The organism is Paludisphaera borealis (assembly GCF_001956985.1).
In the GTDB taxonomy this organism is placed as follows: Bacteria; Planctomycetota; Planctomycetia; order Isosphaerales; family Isosphaeraceae; genus Paludisphaera; species Paludisphaera borealis.
The window spans coordinates 5,762,275-5,782,998 of sequence record NZ_CP019082.1 but is presented as its reverse complement, the minus strand read 5'-3'; the positions used below and the strand labels follow the sequence as shown (position 1 = coordinate 5,782,998).

General features: G+C 66.6%; 19 protein-coding genes. 9 read left to right on the top strand and 10 right to left on the bottom strand.

Annotated elements, in window-relative coordinates; translation table 11 throughout:
* Positions 1 to 10 precede the first annotated feature (10 nt).
* Positions 11 to 169 (top strand): hypothetical protein, encoded by a 159-nt coding sequence (locus BSF38_RS31470; RefSeq protein WP_168189431.1) that lies wholly within the window; start codon positions 11 to 13, stop codon positions 167 to 169.
* A gap of 19 nt (positions 170 to 188) precedes the next feature.
* Here the strand turns inward: BSF38_RS31470 and BSF38_RS22325 are convergent, their stop codons facing one another.
* Positions 189 to 2,117 (bottom strand): purple acid phosphatase family protein, encoded by a 1,929-nt coding sequence (locus BSF38_RS22325; protein ID WP_076349345.1) that lies wholly within the window; start codon positions 2,115 to 2,117, stop codon positions 189 to 191.
* 123 nt (positions 2,118 to 2,240) lie between these two features.
* Between BSF38_RS22325 and BSF38_RS22320 the strand changes: the two genes are divergently transcribed.
* The 7 genes from BSF38_RS22320 to BSF38_RS22290 all read left to right on the top strand — a co-directional run bounded on the left by BSF38_RS22320 (position 2,241) and on the right by BSF38_RS22290 (position 10,168).
* A complete protein-coding gene (locus tag BSF38_RS22320) occupies positions 2,241 to 3,350 on the top strand; it encodes a hypothetical protein (protein ID WP_076349344.1) in 1,110 nt (369 codons plus the stop codon).
* 98 nt (positions 3,351 to 3,448) lie between these two features.
* A complete protein-coding gene (locus BSF38_RS22315; RefSeq protein WP_076351305.1) occupies positions 3,449 to 4,222 on the top strand; it encodes a ubiquinone/menaquinone biosynthesis methyltransferase in 774 nt (257 codons plus the stop codon).
* A gap of 5 nt (positions 4,223 to 4,227) precedes the next feature.
* The gene (locus tag BSF38_RS22310; protein WP_076349343.1) at positions 4,228 to 5,109 is read left to right on the top strand and encodes an SDR family NAD(P)-dependent oxidoreductase; all 882 of its coding nucleotides are present in this window, start codon (positions 4,228 to 4,230) and stop codon (positions 5,107 to 5,109) included.
* Positions 5,110 to 5,138: 29 nt separating this feature from the next.
* Positions 5,139 to 6,017: a UbiA-like polyprenyltransferase gene (locus tag BSF38_RS22305; RefSeq protein WP_076351303.1), complete on the top strand. Its 879-nt coding sequence runs from the start codon at positions 5,139 to 5,141 to the stop codon at positions 6,015 to 6,017.
* Between the two features lie 173 nt (positions 6,018 to 6,190).
* Positions 6,191 to 7,342 carry an aminofutalosine synthase MqnE gene (gene mqnE, locus BSF38_RS22300; RefSeq protein WP_076349342.1) on the top strand — a complete coding sequence of 384 codons (1,152 nt, stop codon included), beginning with the start codon at positions 6,191 to 6,193 and terminating at the stop codon, positions 7,340 to 7,342.
* A 361-nt stretch (positions 7,343 to 7,703) separates the two neighbouring features.
* On the top strand, positions 7,704 to 8,531 hold the full coding sequence (locus BSF38_RS22295; protein WP_076349341.1) for a class I SAM-dependent methyltransferase: 828 nt from the start codon (positions 7,704 to 7,706) through the stop codon (positions 8,529 to 8,531).
* Positions 8,498 to 10,168 (top strand): alkaline phosphatase family protein, encoded by a 1,671-nt coding sequence (locus BSF38_RS22290; protein WP_076349340.1) that lies wholly within the window; start codon positions 8,498 to 8,500, stop codon positions 10,166 to 10,168. The genes BSF38_RS22295 and BSF38_RS22290 overlap by 34 nt, the downstream gene beginning before the upstream one ends.
* A gap of 28 nt (positions 10,169 to 10,196) precedes the next feature.
* On the opposite strand, the gene BSF38_RS22285 is transcribed toward BSF38_RS22290, so the two are convergent.
* From BSF38_RS22285 to BSF38_RS22240, 9 genes are all read right to left on the bottom strand, one after another.
* A complete protein-coding gene (locus BSF38_RS22285; RefSeq protein WP_076349339.1) occupies positions 10,197 to 10,697 on the bottom strand; it encodes a Fur family transcriptional regulator in 501 nt (166 codons plus the stop codon).
* 173 nt (positions 10,698 to 10,870) lie between these two features.
* Positions 10,871 to 11,803: a hypothetical protein gene (locus BSF38_RS30865; RefSeq protein ID WP_145952272.1), complete on the bottom strand. Its 933-nt coding sequence runs from the start codon at positions 11,801 to 11,803 to the stop codon at positions 10,871 to 10,873.
* Between the two features lie 99 nt (positions 11,804 to 11,902).
* On the bottom strand, positions 11,903 to 13,444 hold the full coding sequence (locus BSF38_RS22270) for a GspE/PulE family protein (RefSeq protein ID WP_145952271.1): 1,542 nt from the start codon (positions 13,442 to 13,444) through the stop codon (positions 11,903 to 11,905).
* A gap of 319 nt (positions 13,445 to 13,763) precedes the next feature.
* Positions 13,764 to 14,045 (bottom strand): flagellar biosynthesis anti-sigma factor FlgM, encoded by a 282-nt coding sequence (locus BSF38_RS22265; RefSeq protein ID WP_076349335.1) that lies wholly within the window; start codon positions 14,043 to 14,045, stop codon positions 13,764 to 13,766.
* Positions 14,046 to 14,289: 244 nt separating this feature from the next.
* Entirely contained in the window at positions 14,290 to 15,576 is a 1,287-nt protein-coding gene (locus BSF38_RS22260; protein ID WP_076349334.1) for an MlaD family protein, read from the bottom strand.
* Between the two features lie 47 nt (positions 15,577 to 15,623).
* Positions 15,624 to 16,583 carry an ABC transporter permease gene (locus BSF38_RS22255; protein ID WP_083713256.1) on the bottom strand — a complete coding sequence of 320 codons (960 nt, stop codon included), beginning with the start codon at positions 16,581 to 16,583 and terminating at the stop codon, positions 15,624 to 15,626.
* Positions 16,584 to 16,590: 7 nt separating this feature from the next.
* A complete protein-coding gene (locus BSF38_RS22250; RefSeq protein ID WP_076349333.1) occupies positions 16,591 to 17,004 on the bottom strand; it encodes a HEAT repeat domain-containing protein in 414 nt (137 codons plus the stop codon).
* A 180-nt stretch (positions 17,005 to 17,184) separates the two neighbouring features.
* Positions 17,185 to 18,342 carry an SGNH/GDSL hydrolase family protein gene (locus tag BSF38_RS22245; protein WP_076349332.1) on the bottom strand — a complete coding sequence of 386 codons (1,158 nt, stop codon included), beginning with the start codon at positions 18,340 to 18,342 and terminating at the stop codon, positions 17,185 to 17,187.
* Between the two features lie 151 nt (positions 18,343 to 18,493).
* A complete protein-coding gene (locus tag BSF38_RS22240; protein WP_076349330.1) occupies positions 18,494 to 19,108 on the bottom strand; it encodes a rhomboid family intramembrane serine protease in 615 nt (204 codons plus the stop codon).
* Between the two features lie 172 nt (positions 19,109 to 19,280).
* Here BSF38_RS22240 and BSF38_RS22235 point away from each other — a divergent pair, with 172 nt between their 5' ends.
* Positions 19,281 to 20,669, top strand: coding sequence for a protein kinase domain-containing protein (locus BSF38_RS22235; protein WP_076349328.1), 1,389 nt, complete (start codon positions 19,281 to 19,283; stop codon positions 20,667 to 20,669).
* Positions 20,670 to 20,724: the final 55 nt, after the last annotated feature.

Below are 20,724 nucleotides of genomic sequence, written 5' to 3'. Positions count from 1 at the left end.
CCCGACGATCATGAGCCAGCTCGCGAACGACTCGAACACAGCCTCAACCCGCGACGTTGCAGGCTGGATCATCCTCGCCTGGGTCGTGGTCTGGTCCGCGGCTTATTTCCACTCGGCGGTGCTGCACCGGTTCCCGGGACTTCTCGGCTGGGTTCGCGCGCAGCTCTGATCTGATCGGCGAGCGGCTTTCAGCGGGTTTTGATCGACGGCGGCCGCACGACCAGGGGCCGATTCGCGTCGCGGGCGGGCTTGTCGATGACGAGCGAATCGACGGCCTCGCCGTCGTCGGTCCAGGCGCGGTAGGTGAGACGGCGGGCGATCTCGTCGATCTCGATCGTCTGGTAAGTCGAGAGTTCAGTGAAGCCGACCTCGATGTAGTCGCGATCGCCCTGGACGGCGAACTTGTCGCCGGAGACCGCGACCACGTAGGTCGTCCCTTCCGCCGACGTCGAGACCCGTTGATTGGCCTTCATGGGATACGTCCGCAGGTAGGCGTGGTCGTGCCCTTGCAAGACCATGTCGACGTGGTGCTTGTCGAAGATTGGCACCCAGTGCTCGCGGATCACGGGATTGTCGCGGACGGGGTGCGACGGGTAGACGGTATGGTGGAACATCACGAACTTCCACTCCGCCGTCGACTCGGTAAGTAGCTTGTCGAGCCACTCGGCCTGCTTACGGGCCTGGCTCGGGCTCATGACGGCGAGCGTGCTGTCGAGGACCGCGAAGAGCGCGCCGCCATACTGGAAGTGATAAACGAGCCCCGGCGCGACGCCTTCCGGACCGTTCCGGGGGAGCCGGAAGAAGGCGTTGTAGAGTCGCGGCCCTTGATCGAGGTATTCGTGATTGCCGACCGCCGGCATGACCGGCACGCGATCGAAGATCGGCTCGGCGCGGAGGAAGAAATGGTCCCAGTTCGTGCGTTCGTTGCCGCGGTCGACGAGATCGCCGGCCAGGAGGATGCCGTCCATGCCGGGATGGCGGCGGAAGGCCGCGCTCAGCCGCTTGCCCCACTGTTCGAGCCCCGTCTGGGCGTCGCCGAGGTAAAGGAATTCCAGCCGCCGGGGCTGGCTCGGTCCCGTCTTGACGGTTCGCCACGGCCCCCAACGTCCCGCGTCGCCGTCGCCGAGCGAGTAGTAAAACATGGTGTCGGGTTCGAGCCCGCCGACCGTCACCGAATGGCGGCGGATGAGCGGGTCGTTGACCAGGCCGTCCGACCGGACGAGCTGCGAGTCGCCTTCGACGGTGCGCATGCCGTGGAGGTCGGGGTTGGTCGTGGGGTCGCTCTCGGCGGTCTCGTACTTCGCGGGCACGATCCGGATGGCGCTGCGATCGACCCGGGCCGACGTCCGCCAGCTCCAGACCAGCTCACGCGCGGGGTCGAGACCGAAGCTGACCACCGCCTGGTCGGGAATGTCGCGCGAAACCGAATGCGTCTTCCAGACCCGCCCGCCCGCGAGAAGGGCCGCGTGGCGGCGGTCGTGCGCCGGTTGCAGCAGGATCGCGCCGTCAAGCTCCTTCGGAAGCTCTCGGAACGGCCGGTCCAGCCCGCTCGACGCGCTCACGCCCTGATGAGCGATCCGCTTCGTCCAGCCGGCGCCGTCGTCCTGAACGAGGTCCAGCTTGTCGACGTCGAGCGGCGATTGCCCGGGGGCCGATCGGACGAACGCCGCGTAATGCGTAGTCGTGGTGCGATCGAGGCCGTTGACGCCCAGCCCCACCCAGCCGCGAGGATACGTCTTGTGGTGGACGACCCATTCGCCGTCTTCGGTGTGAAGCGAGAAGCCGGTGGGTCGGAAACCCTGATCTTCGAGCCAGAACGGCGACGCCCCGCGCAATGAGGCGACCGCGACCATCACCGGCGCGGCGGTCCGGAACCGAACGGCGTTGCGCCCGAGCGCCAGCCGTTCGGCCGGGTTCAGAAGCGAAAGCAGCGCGGCTTGCCTGGTCGCCACGGCCGTCAGCTCGCGTTCCGACTTCACCTGGCCGAGCCGCACACCGACCTCGTCCAACGTCCGCCGGACGCCGGGCAACGACTCGACGGGCGCAACCTTCTGACAGCCGGCGAAAACCGTCAGCAGCAAGACCAACCCAACCCGTCCACGCTTCCATACTTCCATATTCCGCCGTCCCTCCTGGATCTGGCGATGCTCCTCGGGAAACGATAGAGATACCGCATTACGCCGAGTCTTCAAATGGCGATTTGTTGAAACCGACGACCTCCTTTTGCAATGAGATCATGGATGACCGACTCGAAAACCAGTCTGGAGATCGTCTTCAGCACCGATCCACCGATCCTTTGGGCCAATGGCGAAGGGCTCGGCCTGGGCGTGTGGCTGTTCCTGATCGGCGCGGGCCTGGTCGGGTTGGTTATGGAACTGGTCCGGTTTTCGCTACGGGTTCGTCGCGCGGCACTTCAGGGCAAGCAGGCAAGACGCGCAGGCCGCGAGAGCCGGGCCGACGACTTTCCCGACGGCCTCGCCGCGGTCGCCCTCATTCCCAAGGAGCCCAATTTTCGCGACAGCCGCTACGGACGCTACGCTGGGCCGTTCCATCCCGAGGACGGGGCGAAGCCGGGCCCACCGATGCCGTGGGGGAAAGTCGCGTCCCCTGCGTTGCGCGGCCGGGTCGCGCTGGTCTCAATGTTTATTGGCTCGGACGGCCGATCCTGGACCGATTCCGAGATCGCACGCTGGACGACTTCGATCGAGTGGGTGGCCCGCTGGATACGCCAGGAGGCCGACCGCTACGGCGCGGAGGTCGCGGTCGGCGTGGCCGACACGTATTTCAGCGTCGAGGGCGACCGCACGCCCGAGACCGAGATCGGCTATGGGTGGGAAGGGGCCGGGCTCGGCCTCTTCGAGATGAATTCGATCACGCGATCGTTGACCCTGATGAGCCGGGCCGCCGCGCAGCTTGGGTTCCATGACTCCGTGGATTTCGTCCGCGAGGTCGGCGGCCGGCTCGGCAGCGCGATCCCCGTCTGGCTGCTCCACCTCCGCCGCGCCGGCCGTTCGTTCGCGGTGCCCCTCGATCTCACGGAGCTGGACGGCGTCAGCCTGGCCCTCTGCTACGCCCACTCCAAAAACTTCTCCGACTCGATCGTCCGATCGCCGACCCCGGACGCCGCCATGATCGCCCATGAGGTCTTGCACCTGTTCGGAGCGTCCGACAAATACGGCGTCCCGCTCGCGTCGTTCCGGCCGGGCCTCGTCACCAACCGCGACATCATGCGGATGGACGTGAGCCGCCTCGAACGGCTTCGGGTCGACCCGCTGACCGCGCGCGAGCTGGGATGGGGCGACGCGGCACCAGTCTCGAAGCCCGAAGAACCCGCCGGATCGCCGGGTTGAGACGCCTCGCCACGCTGTCCGACTTGTCGCCGAAGGCCGTCGAGAGCAAAATGGGTGAAACATCCGTGTTACACCAACAGAAATTGGACGACGTTTTCGTGCCCACCTTAGCTCCCGAGACCACCGCAACCGCCTCCGAGGACAAGTCGGACCTGCGCGTTCGGCGGATGTTCGCGTCGATCGCCCGGCGGTACGACCTGCTCAACCACCTGCTGAGCCTGAACATCGACCGCTCGTGGCGGACCTTCACGACCCGCACCGTGCCCCCCCAGGCGGGCGTCCCGGTCCTCGACTGCTGCACGGGGACGGCCGACCTGGCGCTGGCCTACGACCGGGCGGCGAATGGAAGATCTCAGGTGGTCGGGACGGACTTCTGCCGCGAGATGCTCCTGGTCGGCGGCCGCAAGGTCGAGAAGGCCGCCGCGTCGGGCCGCGTGACGCTCATCGAGGGCGACACCCAGCGGCTGCCGGTGCCGAGCGACACGTTCGGCGTGGTCAGCGTGGCGTTCGGCCTGCGTAACGTCCGCGACACCGTGGCCGGCGTCGACGAGATGATCCGCGCCGCGCGCCCCGGCGGCAAGGTGGCCATCCTCGAGTTCTCCAAACCTCGCGGCCGTCTGCTCGGCCCGCTCTACCTGGCGTTCTTTCGCAAGGTCTTGCCGCGGATCGGCCAGGCCGTCGCCCCCAACGCGGACGACGCCTACAACTACCTGCCGCGCACCGTGCTCGAATTCCCCGACGGCCAGGCACTGCTCGATTTGCTGGGCTCGCGCGGGCTGGTCGACCTTGAGATGCACCCGCTGACGTTCGGCGTCGCCACGCTTTACGTTGGAACCAAGCCCGTTCGCGGAGCGGACGCCGGAGGCGCGTGAGTCCCATGACCGACGCATCATCCGCCAGACCCAAGGGTCGAACCATTCTGATCACCGGCGCTTCAGCCGGACTCGGGGCGGCCCTGGCGCGCGCGATCGTCGATCAATGCAAGGCCGCCGCGCTGGTCCTCGTCGCGCGTCGAGCGGATCGGCTGGACGCTCTGGCCGCCGATCTGAAAAAGCTCGCCCCCCGGCTCGAAGTCCTGACGATCGCCGCCGACCTTTCCGAGCCCGTCGCCTGCGAACGCGTGGCTCGCGAGACGATCGACCGGTTCGGCGGGGTCGACGTCCTCATCAACAACGCGGGGCTCGGCCTGCCGACGCTTTTCGCCGACGCGCCGGTGGAAGACATCGAGCAGCAGGTGGCCGTCAACTTCCTGGCGCCCCTGGTCCTGACCCGACATCTGATCGCCTCGCTGATCGCCCGGCGGGGCACGATCATCACTATCGGCTCGGCGATCACCTGCGTCGCCAGCTCGGCCCTCGGCGCGTACGGGGCGACCAAGGCCGGGCTCGCCTACTGGAACGACGCCCTCCGCCGCGAGCTGGCGAGCCTGGGCGTGACCGTCTGCCTCGTCGAACCGGGGCCGATCCGGACCGATTTCTCCCAAGCGATGCAGAGCCGAGTCGCTCCGGGAACCAAGGCGCACCCCGTGGTCGAAACCCCCTCGTCGTGGATGACCGCCGACGTCGACGACGTCGCCCGCCGCGTGGTCGGTCTGATCGACCACCCCCAGCGCAGGCTCTCGGTCCGACGTCGGCTGGTGTGGCCGTTCCGGGCGCTCGGCGTGCTCGGGCGGATGTTCCCAGCCCTTGGCGACTGGGTGGTCGCCCGGATCTTTCAGGTTGATCACGCGCAGGCTTCGTCGACCGAAGCCTCGGCGTGAACGTGGTCAAAGGAGGCTCGTCGAAATCGATGTCGATCGCATTGTCCCGCGTCCGCGACTACCTGGAACTCGTGCGGTTCAGCCACACGCTGTTCGCCCTGCCCTTCGCCCTGCTGGGGGCGGTGCTGGCGGCCTGGGGGCCGAGGGGGCTTGAAGGTCGCCCGCGCGACTGGCTGGGAATCCTCCTCTGCATGGCGACGGCCCGGTCGGCGGCCATGGCCTTCAACCGGCTGATCGACCGCGATTACGACGCCCGCAACCCGCGCACCGCCGGCCGTCACCTCCCCGCCGGCCTGCTCACGCCGACCGCCGTGGCGGGCTTCACGGCGCTCTGCTCGGCGGCCTTCGTCGCCTCGACGCTGCTGTTCCTGCCCAACCCCTGGCCGCTCCGGCTCGCGCTGCCGGTCTTGCTCTGGCTGCTGGGCTATTCGTACACGAAGCGGTTTACGAGCCTCGCCCACTTCTGGCTGGGCGCCTCGCTGAGCCTCACTCCGATCGCCGCCTGGATCGCGCTTCGGGGCGACGTCACCTGGGCCCCGGTCCTGCTCGCCCTGGCGGTCTTCTTCTGGGTGGCGGGATTCGACATCATCTACGCTTGCCAGGACGCCGATTTCGATCGCGAGGCGGGGCTTCGAAGCGTACCCGGCACGCTGGGAATTGCCCGAGCGCTCCACCTGGCCGCGCTCTGCCATGCGTTCATGATCGCCGCGCTCGTGGGCCTCGGGCTGGTTTACCCGCTCGGCGGGGTTTACTACGTGGGGGTGGCGGCGGCGGCGGTCCTTCTGGTCTACGAGCATTCGCTGGTGCGGCCCGACGACCTGGCGCGCGTGAACCAGGCGTTCTTCCACGTCAACGTCGTCGTCAGCGTCGGACTTCTGGTTTTCAGCGTGATCGACTTGATCGTATAACGTGAAATGAGAAGCCGGGTTGGAACGCCTCGTCTCGGCAGCGGTTGCCGTTTCGTTCAATCCCGACTAAAATTCCAGAAACCATCGGGGATTGAGACGCGCCTGGCGAAGAGTTTCCAGAAATGGAAACCCGGCCCGCGCGAGGTCGGATCGAGAGAGGATCGGTTACAGGCATGGCGGACGATGTCGCTCGTCTCAAGGTGATTCGCGAGAAGGTGGAAGCCGGCCAGAGGCTCAGCTTCGAGGATGGTCTGGCGATGGAGGAGTCGCACGACCTGTTCGAGCTGGGCTCGCTGGCCAACCTGGTGCGCGAGCGGCTCAACGGCGATCTCGGCTTCTACAACGTCAACACGCACATCAATCCGACGAACGTCTGCGTCTACACGTGCGACTTCTGCGCCTTCCGCGCCGATCTCGGCGAGGCCAAGGCGTACGTGATGGATCGCGATCAAGTGATCGAGCGCGCCCGCCAGGCGGCGTCGCGCGGGGCGACGGAGATGCACATCGTCGGCGGCCTGCACCACAAGCTGAAGCTCGACTATTACATCGACGTCGTCCGCTGGATCAAGGAGACCGCGCCCGAGATCCACGTGAAGGCGTACACCGCCGTCGAGATCGAATATTTCTCCAAGATCACGCGGGTCTCAACCGAAGAGGTCTTGAAGCGACTGATCGACGCCGGCCTGGGAAGCCTTCCCGGCGGCGGCGCCGAGATCTTCCATCTCGAAGTCCGCGAGAAGGTCTGCGGGGCCAAGGCCTCGACCGAGCAATGGCTCGACGTCCACCGGACGGCGCATCGCCTGGGCCTGCACTCGAACGCCACGATGCTCTACGGCCACATCGACCGCCCGTTGCACCGGATCGACCACCTGGTGCGGCTCCGCGAGCTTCAGGACGAGACCGGCGGCTTCCAGACCTTCATCCCGCTGGCGTTCCATCCCGACAACTCGGAGATGTCCGAGATCCCCAAGCCGTCGGGGATGATGGACCTCAAGACGATGGCGATCAGCCGGCTGATGCTCGACAACTTCCCTCACATCAAAGCCTACTGGGTGATGCTGGGGCTCAAGACCGCGCAGATCGCGCTCTCGTTCGGCGCCGACGACATCGACGGCACCGTCGTTCACGAGAAGATCTACCACGAGGCCGGTGCCGAGACGCCCCAGGAAGTGGTCGTCGACGAGATCCGCCGCCTCATCACCGAGGCCGGTCGTGTCCCCGTCGAGCGCGACACGCTGTACCGCCAGGTGAACCGCGGCGACGGCCGCTGGACCAGCGGTGAGCGGATCGCCACCCCCGCGCTGGCCGTTTTGAACCCGCGCTGAGGCCCGCCCTCACGGACTCGGCGGAGGCCCGAAATACAAGCTCGAAGCGCAAGCGAGTGGATTTCCTCGCTTGCCTCGGTGCGCGCCTCGAAACGACCGGACGAACCAATCCACTCGCTTGCGCTTCGAGCTTGTATTTCGCTCCCTGATCACCCCGCGCGTTAATTTCAAAACAGCCCGAAGCGCCTGCGAATGAATCGCCCTCGATCCAAGGAAATTCACTCGCTGGCGCTTCGGGCTTGTACTTGACCGATTTCGGCGAACTTTCTAAGATCCGCCGCCATCACGGAGGAGATTCCGCTCAGGCCCGATCTCCCGCCGCGGTCCGCTCAATTAACCAGCTCATGGAGGAGCAACGACGATGCGAGACCACAACAAGGCGTTCTGCCGCCTTGTGGCCGAGACCTTCGATTGTCCCGCCCCTGTCTTCGAGTTCGGGTCCTATCAGGTCGAAGGTCAAGAAGGCTACGCCAATCTCCGCGGCATGTTCGCCGGCAAGTCGTTCGTCGGCTGCGACATGCGGGCCGGCCCCGGCGTCGACCGGATCGAGGACGTTTCGGCCATCTCCCTGCCGTCGAATTCGGCGGGAACGGTGCTCTGCGTCGAGACGTTCGAGCACGTCTTCGAAGTCCGCAGGGCGTTCGACGAGGTGTTCCGGATTCTCAAGCCCGGCGGCTTGTTCCTCATCACCACGCCGCTGAATTTCCGGATTCACGCCTACCCCGACGACTACTGGCGGATGACGCCAAGCTGCCTGAGGCGGATGATGAGCCCCTACGAAGGGCGGATCATCGGCTCGCAGGGCTTCTCGTCGTTTCCGCATTCGGTGATGGCGTTGGGCGCCAAGACGCCGGCGCCCTCGGACTTCACCGAACGGGCCGAAGCGCTGATCGCCGGCTACCGTCGCCACCTCGAAGAGGCCAGTGCGAGCCTTCCCCTCCGCGCCAAGATGCGGCGGCGGATCGGCGCGATCTACCGATCCAAGGGCGAGCGCCAGCAACTCACCGGCTACTACCACTCTGACTTCACGGTCGAGACAGGGGTGGAGTTGCAGCCGTCCGCGACGCGCGAAGCGCGTTTCGACGCCGCCTCAAGTGCAACCCCCGGTTCGAAGAAGCACGATCCCAAGAAAGTCGGCAACGGGAAGAAAAGTCTATGGCGACATCCATCGATCGCATACTGGTTCTAGGACTCGACGGCGCGACCTGGACGGTGCTCGATCCCATGCGACGCCGCGGGCTCATGCCGAACCTCGACGCCCTTCTCAAGCGAGCGGCCCACGGCGAGCTGACCTCGATCATCCCGCCGGTGACCACCGCCGCGTGGACCTCGATGGTCACCGGCTGCAACCCGGCGCGGCACGGGGTCTTCGACCACCGCTACTTCGACGCCGCCGAGAACCGGATGAAAGTCAATCATTCGGGCCGAATCCGCGTCCCCACGATCTGGCGGCTGCTCAGCGATGCCGGACGATCGATCGCGTGCCTCAACGTGCCGGGCCTTTACCCGCCCCCGCGCGTCAACGGCGTGGTCGTATCGGGCATGGACGCCCCGCACCTCGAAGGCGCGCTCCAGGGGTATCCCGAATTCGCCGCCCGCCTCAAGGCCGAAGCGCCGAACTACTCGCTCCGCTACTTCTGGAAGCGCGCTCCGCAGTCGCTCGAAGAACTCCAGACCAACGCCCGGCTCACCGTCGAGAGCTTTCAGGGACGGGCCGAAGGGGGCTTCGTCGCCGACCGCGCGACGCCCGACTGGTCGGTGCTCATGGTCCAGTTTCAGAACCTCGACCCATTCCAGCATCGCGTCTGGCGCTACTTGAACGTCGATGAAACCGGGATCGACGACCCCGAATGGAACGTCGCCGCCGCCAGCGTCATTCAGGGGCTCGACCGGGCGATCGGCTCGCTCTGCGAGCTGGCCGACAAGCGGGGCGCCGCCGTCATGGTCGTCAGCGACCACGGATTCGGCCCCTGCCTGGGTCGGATCGACGTCAATCAGATCCTCGTCGACGCCGGCGTCGCCCAGCGCGAGGGACTGGTCCGCAAGCTGACCCGCCGCGCCGACCAGGCCGTCGACCGGCTTCGCCTCTGGAACGTCAAACGGGGCGATCCCAAAGCCCGTTCGGCGTCATTCGACACGTCGGTCTCGGCGCAGTTCCCGTTCGACTGGAAGCGGACGATCGCCTTCGCGCCGCACCAGGACACCGCGGCAATGATCTACGTGAACTCCCCGGCGCGATTCGGCTCGACCCGGAACTGCCCCCCGCTGTTCACGCCTCGCGAGATCGATGAGGCGCGCGGCGAAGCGGCTCGCGCGTTGGCAGAGGCCCGGCATCCCGAGACGGGCGAACCGCTGTTCCCCCGGATCATCCAGACCGCCGAGACCTACGGCGTCGATCCCGCGCGCGAGGGCTATCCCGACTTGATCGCCATGCCCGACGCCCCATACTGGGTGCGCACTAAGCTCGGCGCGAGTCGCGGCTGGGTCTCGTCCGACCCGAACCTCCCCGGCACGCACCGTCCCGAAGGAATCGTCGCGATCGCCGGAGCGGGAATCGCGCCGGGCCGTTACCTCCAGGCGGACCTGATCGACGTCGCCCCGACGATCCTTCAGCTCTTGGGCCAGCCAATCCCGAGTCACATCGAGGGAATCCCGGTCGGCGCGACGCGAACCGCAACCGCGCCGGCGGCGAACTCGTTCACTCCCAGCCGGCTCGATCCCCCGCAAGAGCCCCTCGAAGGCCCGCACCGCCGCCCGTTCGAGTACTCGCCCGAAGAGCAGGCGATCATCGAACAGCGGCTCGCCGACCTCGGCTACCTCGAATGAGCTGGACGCCCCGGGGCTCGACCTGAGATCAGATCAGGTCGAGCCGTCTTCGCGGGCTGTGCGAGCGGCTGCACGACGAGCAGACGCCTTCGATAAGGAAGCGATGGCCCGACGCCCGAAAGCCATTGGCCCGGCTCACCGCGTCGCGAAGCTTCAAAATCTCTTCATTGCGGAACTCGACCACCTTGTTGCAGGACGTGCAATGCAGGTGGTCGTGGTCCGGATAGCCGTAATCGTGCTCGTACGCCGTCCGGTTCGTCAGGCGAAGCTCACGCAAAAGCCCTGCGTCGACGAGCAGCCGGAGCGTGCGATAGACCGTCGACCGGCTGATCGCACGGCCCGAATCGTGCAGGTCGCGGACCAGCTCGTCCGCGTCGAAGTGCTTGTGCGTACTGTAGATGTGCCGCACCAGCACGCGCCGAGGGTCGGTCAGCTTTTCGCCCCGAATTTCCAGGAACTCACGGAACTTGTCTTCCGGAGACTCCGAGACGCTGATCGGCCTGATTTCATCGGTCTGTGGGTTGACCACGGCGGCTTCCTTCTGTCCGGACTGTGGTCTCTCTCCAGGCGAGACCAGCACTAAATCAAGAATGATTCTCCATTGTAGAGATTGACGCGTCCTTCTTCCAGCCCGGACAGGTCGCGTCGCGGCGAGCAGAGGGGCGAAAGGACTGGCCGCCCTGCTCGCCGCGATCAGAGGCGTCAGTGCGCGTGCGGGTCGATCGGCGTCAGCGGGATGACGGGGCCCGTCGGCGCCAGCGCGGGGCTCGCCGCGCCCGAGGCGATCGCCGCCGGTCCCGGAGCCGCGACGGCCGCGCCCAGCGAGGGAGCGCCCACGGCGGGAGCGGTGGCGACGGGCTGTCGACTGAGCTTGGTCTGAAGGTTCTCGACCAGCGTGTGAAGCTGCTTCACGGCATGATCGCAGCCTTGGGGGTTGCCGGAATACGAGAACGGCACGGCGGCCAACCGTCCGAGCCGGCGCTCGTAGGCGATCACATGGACTTCCTCGATGAAGTCGCTCGACGGGTTGCCGCAATGGCCGCGGAGACGGCCGAGTTCGCCGGAGTTCACCAGATCGGCGATCGGCTTCAGGTCGCTCGGCGAGAGCCTGTGCACGCCTTCCGAGTCGATCACCGTGCCGTCGGCGTAGATCTGGAGGAACATGCCGAACTGGCTGCCGTCGTTCGATCGTCCCAGGGCCATCCGGGTCAAGAGCGGCTCGGCGCTGGTCGCGGCGTTGCTGACCCGAGGGCGAGGCGCGACGGCGGGCAGGCCGACTCCGGACTCCGTCACTTCGGGCGTCGACGGCCCTTCCGTGATCGGCCCGGTCGTCGGGGTCGCCGCCGGCGCCCTCGGGCTCGCGGGCGGGATGAAGGCGCCGCCGTTGCCCTTCATCGCGTTCGGATTGCCGCTTCCGCCGTACGGCAACGCGGACGGAGTGGCGGGCGCGGAAGGCGCGGGGTTCGACCGCGCCCGGCTGGAGCTGGACGACGACGAGCCGCCGAGCCGAAAGAACCGTCCCAGAATGCCCGAATCGTCGCCGTGAACCGGCGTCGACCCCACGGCGGCGGCGATCACCAGCACGCTGGGGACGGCCAGGACCAGACCACGAGTCCGAAGTATGTGCGCGTGCATTGCCGACCTCCTGTCGGTTCACCTGGCGCCTGCGATCGGGCTCGATCCAACGGCCGGTCGAGATCCATCCCGAGGCCGTCGGGCTTCGCGGCGCCCAGTCTAAAATGACACCACGCGGTAGACTTCCTCCACCGTGGTGACTCCCTCGACAATCTTATCGACCGCCGACTGCTTCAAAGTTCGCATTCCCAGATCAACCGCGACACGTCGGAGGACGTCCTTGGGAATTTGCTGGAAAATGAGGTCGCGCAGCTCCTCGCCGACGACCATGATCTCGAAGACTCCGGTGCGCCCCATGTAACCGGTCTGGAAGCACGCCGGGCAGCCCATGCCGCGCTGGAGATGCAGGTCGCGGTGCTCGTCCGGGTCGAGTTCGAGCGCCAGCAGCAGCTTCTCGTCGGGGGCGTAGGAGACGCGGCAATACGGGCAGATCTTGCGGATCAGGCGCTGGGAGACGATGGCCAGGAGGCTGCTGGAGAGCTGGTATCCGGGGATGCCGAAGTTGAAGAGGTTGCTGATGGTGCTGGGCGCGTCGGACCCGTGCAGGGTGCTGAAGACGAGAACGCCGGTGAGCGACGCGCGGATGCCGATCCGGGCGGTCTCCTCGTCGCGGATCTCGCCGATCATGACGATGTCGGGGTCCTGCCTCAAAAGCGCCCGAAGGCCCTCGCCGAACGACATATCGCCGGGGTTGTTGCCGACCTGCGTCTGATTGACGCCGGGCATCCGGTGCTCGATCGGGTCTTCGATCGTCATGACGTTGCGGAGCGGCGAATTGATCCGCTCCAGGCAGTTGTACAACGTCGAGGTCTTGCCGGCCCCCACCGGTCCGGCGACGAACACCGCGCCGTACGGCTGAACGATCAGCCGGTCGAGGGTGTCGGCCTGCGTCTGGGTCATCCCCAGATGGTTGAACCCCACCACGTCGGTGAGCACCTCGTGGATCCGGATCACGATCTTCTCGCCGTAGATCGTCGGGAAGGTCGCCACGCGGAGGTCGCGAGGCCGGTTGTGGTGCATGATCGAGATCCGGCCGTCCTGGGAATGCCGGCGCTCGACGATGTTGAGATTCGACATGACCTTGATGCGGCTGATGACCGCGGCAGAGGTCCCAGCCTCGACGAACAGGATGTCTTGAAGCTGGCCGTCGATTCGGTAACGGACGCGGATGCCGTTGTCGAGCGAATCGAAGTGGATGTCGGTAGCGCGGCAATCGATGGCGCGTTCCAGAATCTGGCCGATCAGCTCGGGCACCGGAGCGGTCTGGCTCGACTCCTGAAGCTCCTTGCGAACGTCGCGCTGAATCTGGTTGCGATCGGGGGAGATCGGGACCGGATGGGAGGAAGCGGCGGCGATGATCGACGATTCGACCAGGAGGGCGGGCTTCTCGGGCGTGTCCTGGGCCATCGCCGTGAGCCGCTCGAAGGCGAGTTGGTTGAGTCGCTCGGGCGAGATCAGGTTGAGCTCGAGAATCGCCTGCTTGAGGTCGGTGTCGCGCTCGGCGCCGTACTGCCGCGCGAGGGTGAGCTGCTCGCCGGTGAGCATCCCTTTGTTGACGAGTACCGAGGCCATCACCTCGTCTTCGGGCGACAAGGGAGGAATAGGAACGCTGGGGCCGGTCGTCGAGGTCGATGAGTCCACGGACCAAAACCTCCCTTGAGACGCCGACGTCCCGCCCGGCGCCAAGGCGACGCGTCACGCCGTCGTCGGCTCGCGGGTGATTCCCTGCGCGATTCACGCCGACGGTCGAGCGGGCGTCGCCGGATCGTCTCAAACCGTATTGTTTCTCATGCGTGGACGCTTGCCAAGATCGACGCCCGCGTCGAATCGTCGATTTTCGACAAATCCCGACGGCCGCGAACGCCAATAGGCCGGCGCGAGCGAACCATGCATGGTCTGCTCGACGCCGGCCTGTTCGTTACGATCGTGTTCGGGATCGCGGACCAGCCGCGATAAGGGATCAGCCCAGGAATTCGGAGAGCATCCGATCGAGAGCCAGCTCAAGCCGTTCGGGCGTGTCGTACGTCCCCTCGGCGATCTGGCGGCGGATCTCGTCCACCTTCTCGTGGCGGATTTCCGGCAACCGGCTGATGCCGTCCAGCATCTGGCCGAGCGGCGAGATTTCGACCTGGTCTCGCGGGGCCCCAGCGTGCACGGTCTGACCGGCGTCAACGCTGAACGGGGCGAGCCGCGGGTAAACGGGTTGAGGGCCTTGGGTACCCCCTGCACCGAAGATTTCCATTTGCGCCTCCAAATTGGTGCTGTGGCCGAAGGCCTTACCTTCAGCAAAACCGGGTGCCGCTCGACTGGACGGCCGGGGGGTTTCTCACGTTTGCGAGCCGACTGACATCAGTCGAATCCCCGGCGCCGGTCTTCGTCCACTGCCTTGACGCCCGTTATTGGGCGCCGACGCTCTTAATTATCGGACCGGCGTCGCCCCCAGTTGAGTCAAAACCGGAAAAAACCATCCTCCATTCCTTTTCTGATCAGCGGCGGACCCGTCCGGTCGTCGCGGGCCGCTTCAACCCCTCGGCCAGCGACTGCGAAGTCTTGCCAAGGCTCTCGGTCAGCGCGAGAACCTGCTGCTGAAGCCGGGCGACTTCCTGCTGCTGCTCGGGAGAGGTCGGCCGCGTCTGCATCGAGTCGAGCGTCTTGGCCGCGTCGTGCAGCTCCTGGGCGCCCTTGCTGAACACCTGGGCCGTGTCGTACACCGTCTGGACCCGCAGGTCTTCGTTCGACGGCTTGTAGAACGGGCTGAGCACGAACGGATTGGTGAAGATCTTCTGAACGAGCTTGTCGGCCCAGTCGGTGGCGTCGCGGACGTTCGAGATCGACCGCTCGATGTCGGAGCGGCCCGTGGTCACGATCTGCACGGCCTGGTTGGCGAGAACGTCGGCCTGGTACATGACGCGGTTGGACCGGGCCGCGAGCATGTCGACCCCTTCGATGACCTTCTCGACCTTGGGCCGGTTGACGGTGACGATCTCCTTGGCCGAACCGGTCAGGTCCTTGACCGAGGCGACGGTCAACCGCACGTTGTCGCGGTTCTCGGAGAGCATCAGCTCGACGAGCCGGGTGAGGACGTCGAGCCGGGTGATCGTGGCCTCGATCCGAGGCGAGGTCGAGCCGATCCGCCGGGTCAGGTCCTCGACGTGTCCAACGGTCGCCTCGACGGCAGGTCGAAGGGAGTCGCTCATCTCCTTGACGTTGCCCGAGGCGTCCTCGAACGACGCCAGGATCTGCCGCAGCCTGGGCCCGACGGAGTCGACCGTCTGGCGGACCTCAGCGATCGTGTGGCTGAGGTGGTTCCGCTCCTGCGGCCCCAGGCCCACCTGTTCGATGATCGGGTCGAAGAACGACGACTCGACCCCCTGGATCGTCTGCCCCGGCACCAGCGCGACGTCCGACCGGCCGGAGGCCACCACGTTGACGTGGCTCATCCCCGTGAGCCCCGGCGCGATCGTCACCTTCACGTCCTGCTTGAGCTTCTTGAGCAGGCTCGTGGGGAGCGACAGCCGCACCTGGGCGCGGAGCGAGCCCTCGACCTCGACCAACGACAGGTCGACGACGTTGCCGGCGTCGAGCCCGGCGATTCGCACCGGACTCCCCACCCGGATGCCCTGGCCGTCGCGGAAGATCACGTTGATGGTCTTCTGCGGCGCAAGGAAGCCCGGGCCGTCGCTGGCCAGCCCCACGAGACCGAGCAGGCCCGCCAGGGCCCCGATCACAAGGAGACCGATCCAGACTTCTCGCATCGACGATCGCGCACGCATTGGGGTTCCCTCCCCGGTGTGGATTGTACTTACGACGGCCCGGCCCGTCACGGAGTCGGTGGTTGCAACAGCGACGGCCCGTAGACCGGAGCCGCATGATAGATCAGGACGAACCAGGTCATGTTGATCAGCAGGATGGCCGCCATCGACAGGCACGAGGCGCGGAGGATCGCCGCCCCGTGCGTCGACCCGCCCCGGACCTCGTCTCCGTCCGTTTCCGACTCGTCGTTTCTCAGCCCTTCCGAACAGGAGAGCGCCGCGGTGAAGAGGCCGAACAGCGACCCCTTGACCAGCAGCCCGACCACGTCGCGGTACCAGATCATCCGCACGAACATCAGGAAGAACGTCTCCGAGGGGAGGCCCATGAGCGTTCCCGACGATTGCCAGCCCACGACCGTCCCCACGAGGCACCCCCAGATCGAGAGCAGCGGCGTCGCCACGACGGCCGCCAACAGCCTGGGCCCGGCCAGCCGGCCCGGCGAGGGGATCGGCGCCTCGCGCTCGGCGGCCGTCGGCCGACCCGTCGAGCCGCGGACGGCTTCCGCTTGAGTCGCCCGCGCCCGCTCGATCCGGCGTCGGCGTTGCATGCCGCGAAGCTCGGGGATGATCCGCACGGGCAAGAGGCCCGCCAGTGTCAGGCCGGTCATCATCGAGGCGAGGTTGCGGAGCAGCCCGACTCCCACGACCGCCCCCGTGCCGTCCACGAATGTGCTGCCGTAATACGCCTGCAACGACAGGAACGAGCCCATCGCGACGTGAACCAGGCCGACGAGCGGACAGCCGGCGAACAGCATCCACGACAGCTCGGCGATCGTCGCCGACCAGAGCCCGGCTTCCTCGTCGTCGTCGGACGATCGAACGAACGATGTCGCGGCCGAGATCATCACCACGGCCGTCGCGCCCAGGTGGCCGAGCGTCCCCACGACCAACCAGCCAAGCCAGCCGATCGGCGCCAGCCAGGCGGGCGATTCGGATTCGGAGGCGTTCATGCTGGTGCCAAGCGCCATGTCGATCTCACCCCCGGATGGTTTGGCGGTACTGCGTGGCCGTCGCCGGCAGCGTCTTGCCCGGCTTCTGCGGCGAGGGCGTCCCGGCCGGCGGTCGCCCGCCCAGCCAGTCTTTCCAGCGCGCCACAGCGGCCTGCCGCTCGGGCTCCTCGGCCCACGGCACGTAGCCGAAATCCTGGCCGGTCCGCTTCTTCAACTCCTCGTGAGCCGCGAGCCGGACGACCGGATCGGCGTCGTTCAACCGCGCGACCAGCGCCGGCACGACCTGCGAACTCGACCGCTGATCGCCGAGACTGAGCGCCCGGGCCCGCACCAGGGGCGCGGGATGCTGGATCTTGCGAAAGTTGCGCGGGCCCAGACCGCACCCCGAGGAAATCCCCAGGATCAAGACCAGGCCGTTCATCGCGATCAATCGCCTCATCCCCACACTGCTCTTCCATGAACAGCGACACGATCCCGCCAGCGTTAGACGAACAGGCGCACGCTCGTGCCCCCGTCGTCCCGACTCGCGCCGGACTTTAGTCGAATTGGGGAAGATCGACAATGCCAATCAAACCGCCCGACGCCCCGCCGCGGAACGCGACGTTCGGACGCATCGCATTCACTCGGGCAGTCGCAAGCCCGGAAGCGTCCCCCGAGCTGCGAGCGCGTCGCGAAGGGCCTGGAAGATCACCTGGTGGCCCTTGACGCTGGGGTGCTTGTCCCAGGCGGAAACCCGGAACTCGTCGACGCGGAGATCGCCGAACGCGGCGCTCAGGTCGAGGCAGTCGAGCCGATAGCGACGCACATAACCGTGCATCAATTTCTGCATGATCGGATTATCGCGTTTCTCGTCGGCTCGGGGGAGCATCACCACGGTGACCGGCAAGCCGGTCCGCCTCGAGAAGTCGCCCCAGCCGCCGTAAGCGCCATCGAGCAAGGCTTTCAGCTCGAAGCGGATCTTCCGCTGAAACTCTTCGGGCGAGTCGCCGGCCGAGACCTTCGATCGACGGAGTGCAGCGGCGACGTACTCCAGAGGGACTGTCGGCCGCGGGTCCGTGTGAACAATCGCGTCGAGATGCCGTTCTTCAAGCGACGGGTCGAGGATCGAGGCGTCGCAGAGGATCCAGTCGGGCTGGTAGCGCTCGGCCTCCATCGACATCCGGAGCAGGCGCCGCGAGGGCGAATCGCCCGAGACCGCCAGGTTCACGACCTCGACGCGGCGGCCCAAATCGGGCAAGCCCTGAAGCCAGGTCTCCAGGAGGCGCGGGTACGCCTCGTCGTCGGTGACCCCGTGCCCCATGGTGTTCGATGAGCCGATGACGACGATCCGATAGACGTCTGCGGGCTTGTCGAGCGACACCTCCGGAGTTCGGTACCCCCGGCTGTTGGTGTGAAATGGAGCGCCGTTCCACACCATGTCGAGGTTGGGCTTCATCCGCCATCGGAGATACGTCGGGTCCGAATCGACGATGCCCGAAGCGCCCGACGGAACCCAACCCGGGGGGGGCTGGCCGTTCTCGTCGTCGACGACCGCGTCGCGCTCCGAAAGCCCGCTCTTGCCGATCAGTTGCTCGTAATATCCCCCGGTCTCGACGTGTCGCAGCTCGCGACCGACGCGGGTCTTCCCCTTCGCCACCCGCAGCAGGTCGGTCTCGGGCTGGATCGTCGAGATCGCCAGCAGCGAGGCGCACGCCAGGAACGGGACGCCGTCCTTGGCCCGGCGCCAGGACCACCCCTGTTCGCGGGTCGTCTTCGAGCGGGAGCTGTTTGCATTCATAACGATCGAGCACCACGAGATTCGGTGTGGATCGAATCCGATTCCAGGTACGTTGGGACGAATCGAGAGAGCCGCGCCGCGAGCCGTTGAAGATGTGACGTGACGCCGCGCCGGATTCTCGAAAGCCTCGATTACCCCAAAATCCGATTTCTCACAAGACGGGCTTCTCGATCGACATCGGCTCTGATTCGATTCCACCGACGCGTCGCGGGCCGCCGGAAACCAGCGCGTAGGCCGCCGCCCCCCCGGCGACCGCGCCGCAGAGATGGCCGTCCCAGGAGACGCCGGATTGCAGCCCCGGCACAACGCCGAAGACGAGCGATCCGCCGTACAGGAACCCAACGAGCACCGAAACAAGCAACGGGATCGGTCGGCGTTCGAGCAGGCCCGAAGCGATTAAAAACGTGATCAACCCGAAGACCAGCCCGCTCGCCCCGATGTGGATCGCGGGCCGGCCGAAGACCCACAGCAGGAACCCGCTCAAAAAGGTGATGCCGGCGACGATCTTCCAGGACTGAGCCCGCGACCCCGCGAGTATCGTCAGGAGGATGAAAAGGGGGACCGTATTGCCCAGCAAATGCGCGAAGCTCGCATGCAGGAACGGCATGGCCGCGATTCCGACCAGCCCGCCGACCGTGCGCGGCACGACGCCGAACCGGTCGACGCCCGGCGCCATGAAACTGACGAGGTAGACCGCCCAGATCACGCCGAGGAACCCAAAGATCCCCTCGATCTCCTCGCCCACCGTGTGCATCGCGGCTCGCATTGAAACACCTCCCCGGCCGTCAGCCTCGCCCTAACACTCGCCAGCGTAGGACAAGCCGACCCGCGAAACAACCGCCGCTCGACCTCCTGGGCTTGTCGGCCGTGGTATAATCGACCAACCCGAACGGTCCGAAGAATTCGACGGCCGAAGCGTTTGTGAGTTTCGGAACACGATGCAAACCACCTTGATCGGCAACCCCGCGCCGGCGTTCGATCTGCCCTGCACGCGATTCCCCGACCCGGATCGAGGCCGGGCGCGGTTGAGCGACTCCAGCGGCCGCTGGCTGATCCTGGTCTTCTATCCGCGCGACTTCTCGATGGTCTGCCCCACCGAGTTGATCGGCCTGAGCCAGCGGCATGAGGAACTCGCGGAACTGAATTGCGACCTGCTGGCGATCGGTTGCGATCCGGTCGACCTGCACGAGCGGTGGATGGCCACCCCGAAGGCCCAAGGGGGGCTGGGAGGGCTCAACTTCCCCCTGGCCAGCGATCCCGACGGCGAGGTCTCGCGCGCCTACGGCGTTTACCAGTCGCGCGAGAACGTGGCGGTTCGCGGGACGTTCATCATCGATCCCGAGGGGCTGATCCAGTATCAGGTCGTCCACAGCCTGAGCGTCGGCCGGCGGAGCCAGGAAGTGATCCGGGTCCTCACCGCGCTTCAGTCGGGCGGCCTCTGCCGCGAGGACTGGATGTCGGACAGCTCGCACATCGACCCCTACGCCGCCTTGCGGCCGGGTCATATCTTCTCGCACTACCTGATCGACTCCGAGATCGGCGTGGGGACGTTCGCTCGGGTCTACCTGGCCCGCGACCTCCAGCTCGATCGTCCGGTCGCCCTCAAGATCTTCCGCAAGGATTGCCCGGTCACGCCGAGCACCGTGCTGGCCGAAGCGCGCTCGGCGGCGGCGCTCAACCACCCGAACGTGTCGACGATCTACGCCGTCGACGACACGGCGGGGCTGCCGATCATCGCCATGGAATTCGTCGACGGCCTGTCGCTCGCGCAGGTGGCCCGGGCCCGGACGCTGGCGTCCGACGGCCTGCTCGACGTCAGCCGCCAGATCGCGGCGGGCATGGCCGCCGCCCACGACGCCGGCATCGTCCACGGCGACCTCAAGCCCGAAAACATCATGCTCAGCGAAGACGGGTTCGTCAAAATCCTCGACTTCGGCCTCGCCCGGCGGCTGCACCGGATTCAGGCGATGAAGACCGACGAGACGACCGAGCTTGGCATCGCCGAGTCGGGCGACGGCCTGTTCGGAACCCCGCGCTACCTGGCGCCCGAACAGACCCGGGGCGAGCCCGCCTCGTTCGCCAGCGACGTCTTCTCGCTGGGTATCGTGTTCTACGAACTGACGACCGGCAAGACGGCGTTCGCCGACGGCAACATCCTTCGGGTTCTCGACCAGATCCGCAACCTCGACCGTCACGCGATGGCCTCCGAGGCCGGCGAGCCGTTCACGGGGCTGTTGCAGTCGATGCTGACCCCCGACCCGGGCGACCGCACCATCACGATGCGACAGATCGTCAACGAGATCGACGCGGTCTGCGAATCCGTGTAGCCCCCCGCCGAAATCACAGAGCCGACGCCGACATCGACGTCGGCCTCCCGCCCGC

Excerpts from the sequence above, each read along its gene's own strand:
- BSF38_RS31470 (WP_168189431.1), top strand. The coding sequence starts at position 11 with ATGAGCCAGCTCGCGAACGACTCGAACACAGCCTCAACCCGCGACGTT.
- BSF38_RS22325 (WP_076349345.1), bottom strand. The coding sequence starts at position 2,117 with ATGGAAGTATGGAAGCGTGGACGGGTTGGGTTGGTCTTGCTGCTGACG.
- BSF38_RS22320 (WP_076349344.1), top strand. The coding sequence starts at position 2,241 with ATGACCGACTCGAAAACCAGTCTGGAGATCGTCTTCAGCACCGATCCA.
- BSF38_RS22310 (WP_076349343.1), top strand. The coding sequence starts at position 4,228 with ATGACCGACGCATCATCCGCCAGACCCAAGGGTCGAACCATTCTGATC.
- BSF38_RS22305 (WP_076351303.1), top strand. The coding sequence starts at position 5,139 with ATGTCGATCGCATTGTCCCGCGTCCGCGACTACCTGGAACTCGTGCGG.
- mqnE (WP_076349342.1), top strand. The coding sequence starts at position 6,191 with ATGGCGGACGATGTCGCTCGTCTCAAGGTGATTCGCGAGAAGGTGGAA.
- BSF38_RS22295 (WP_076349341.1), top strand. The coding sequence starts at position 7,704 with ATGCGAGACCACAACAAGGCGTTCTGCCGCCTTGTGGCCGAGACCTTC.
- BSF38_RS22290 (WP_076349340.1), top strand. The coding sequence starts at position 8,498 with ATGGCGACATCCATCGATCGCATACTGGTTCTAGGACTCGACGGCGCG.
- BSF38_RS30865 (WP_145952272.1), bottom strand. The coding sequence starts at position 11,803 with ATGCACGCGCACATACTTCGGACTCGTGGTCTGGTCCTGGCCGTCCCC.
- BSF38_RS22265 (WP_076349335.1), bottom strand. The coding sequence starts at position 14,045 with ATGGAAATCTTCGGTGCAGGGGGTACCCAAGGCCCTCAACCCGTTTAC.
- BSF38_RS22260 (WP_076349334.1), bottom strand. The coding sequence starts at position 15,576 with ATGCGTGCGCGATCGTCGATGCGAGAAGTCTGGATCGGTCTCCTTGTG.
- BSF38_RS22255 (WP_083713256.1), bottom strand. The coding sequence starts at position 16,583 with ATGGCGCTTGGCACCAGCATGAACGCCTCCGAATCCGAATCGCCCGCC.
- BSF38_RS22250 (WP_076349333.1), bottom strand. The coding sequence starts at position 17,004 with ATGAGGCGATTGATCGCGATGAACGGCCTGGTCTTGATCCTGGGGATT.
- BSF38_RS22245 (WP_076349332.1), bottom strand. The coding sequence starts at position 18,342 with ATGAATGCAAACAGCTCCCGCTCGAAGACGACCCGCGAACAGGGGTGG.
- BSF38_RS22240 (WP_076349330.1), bottom strand. The coding sequence starts at position 19,108 with ATGCGAGCCGCGATGCACACGGTGGGCGAGGAGATCGAGGGGATCTTT.
- BSF38_RS22235 (WP_076349328.1), top strand. The coding sequence starts at position 19,281 with ATGCAAACCACCTTGATCGGCAACCCCGCGCCGGCGTTCGATCTGCCC.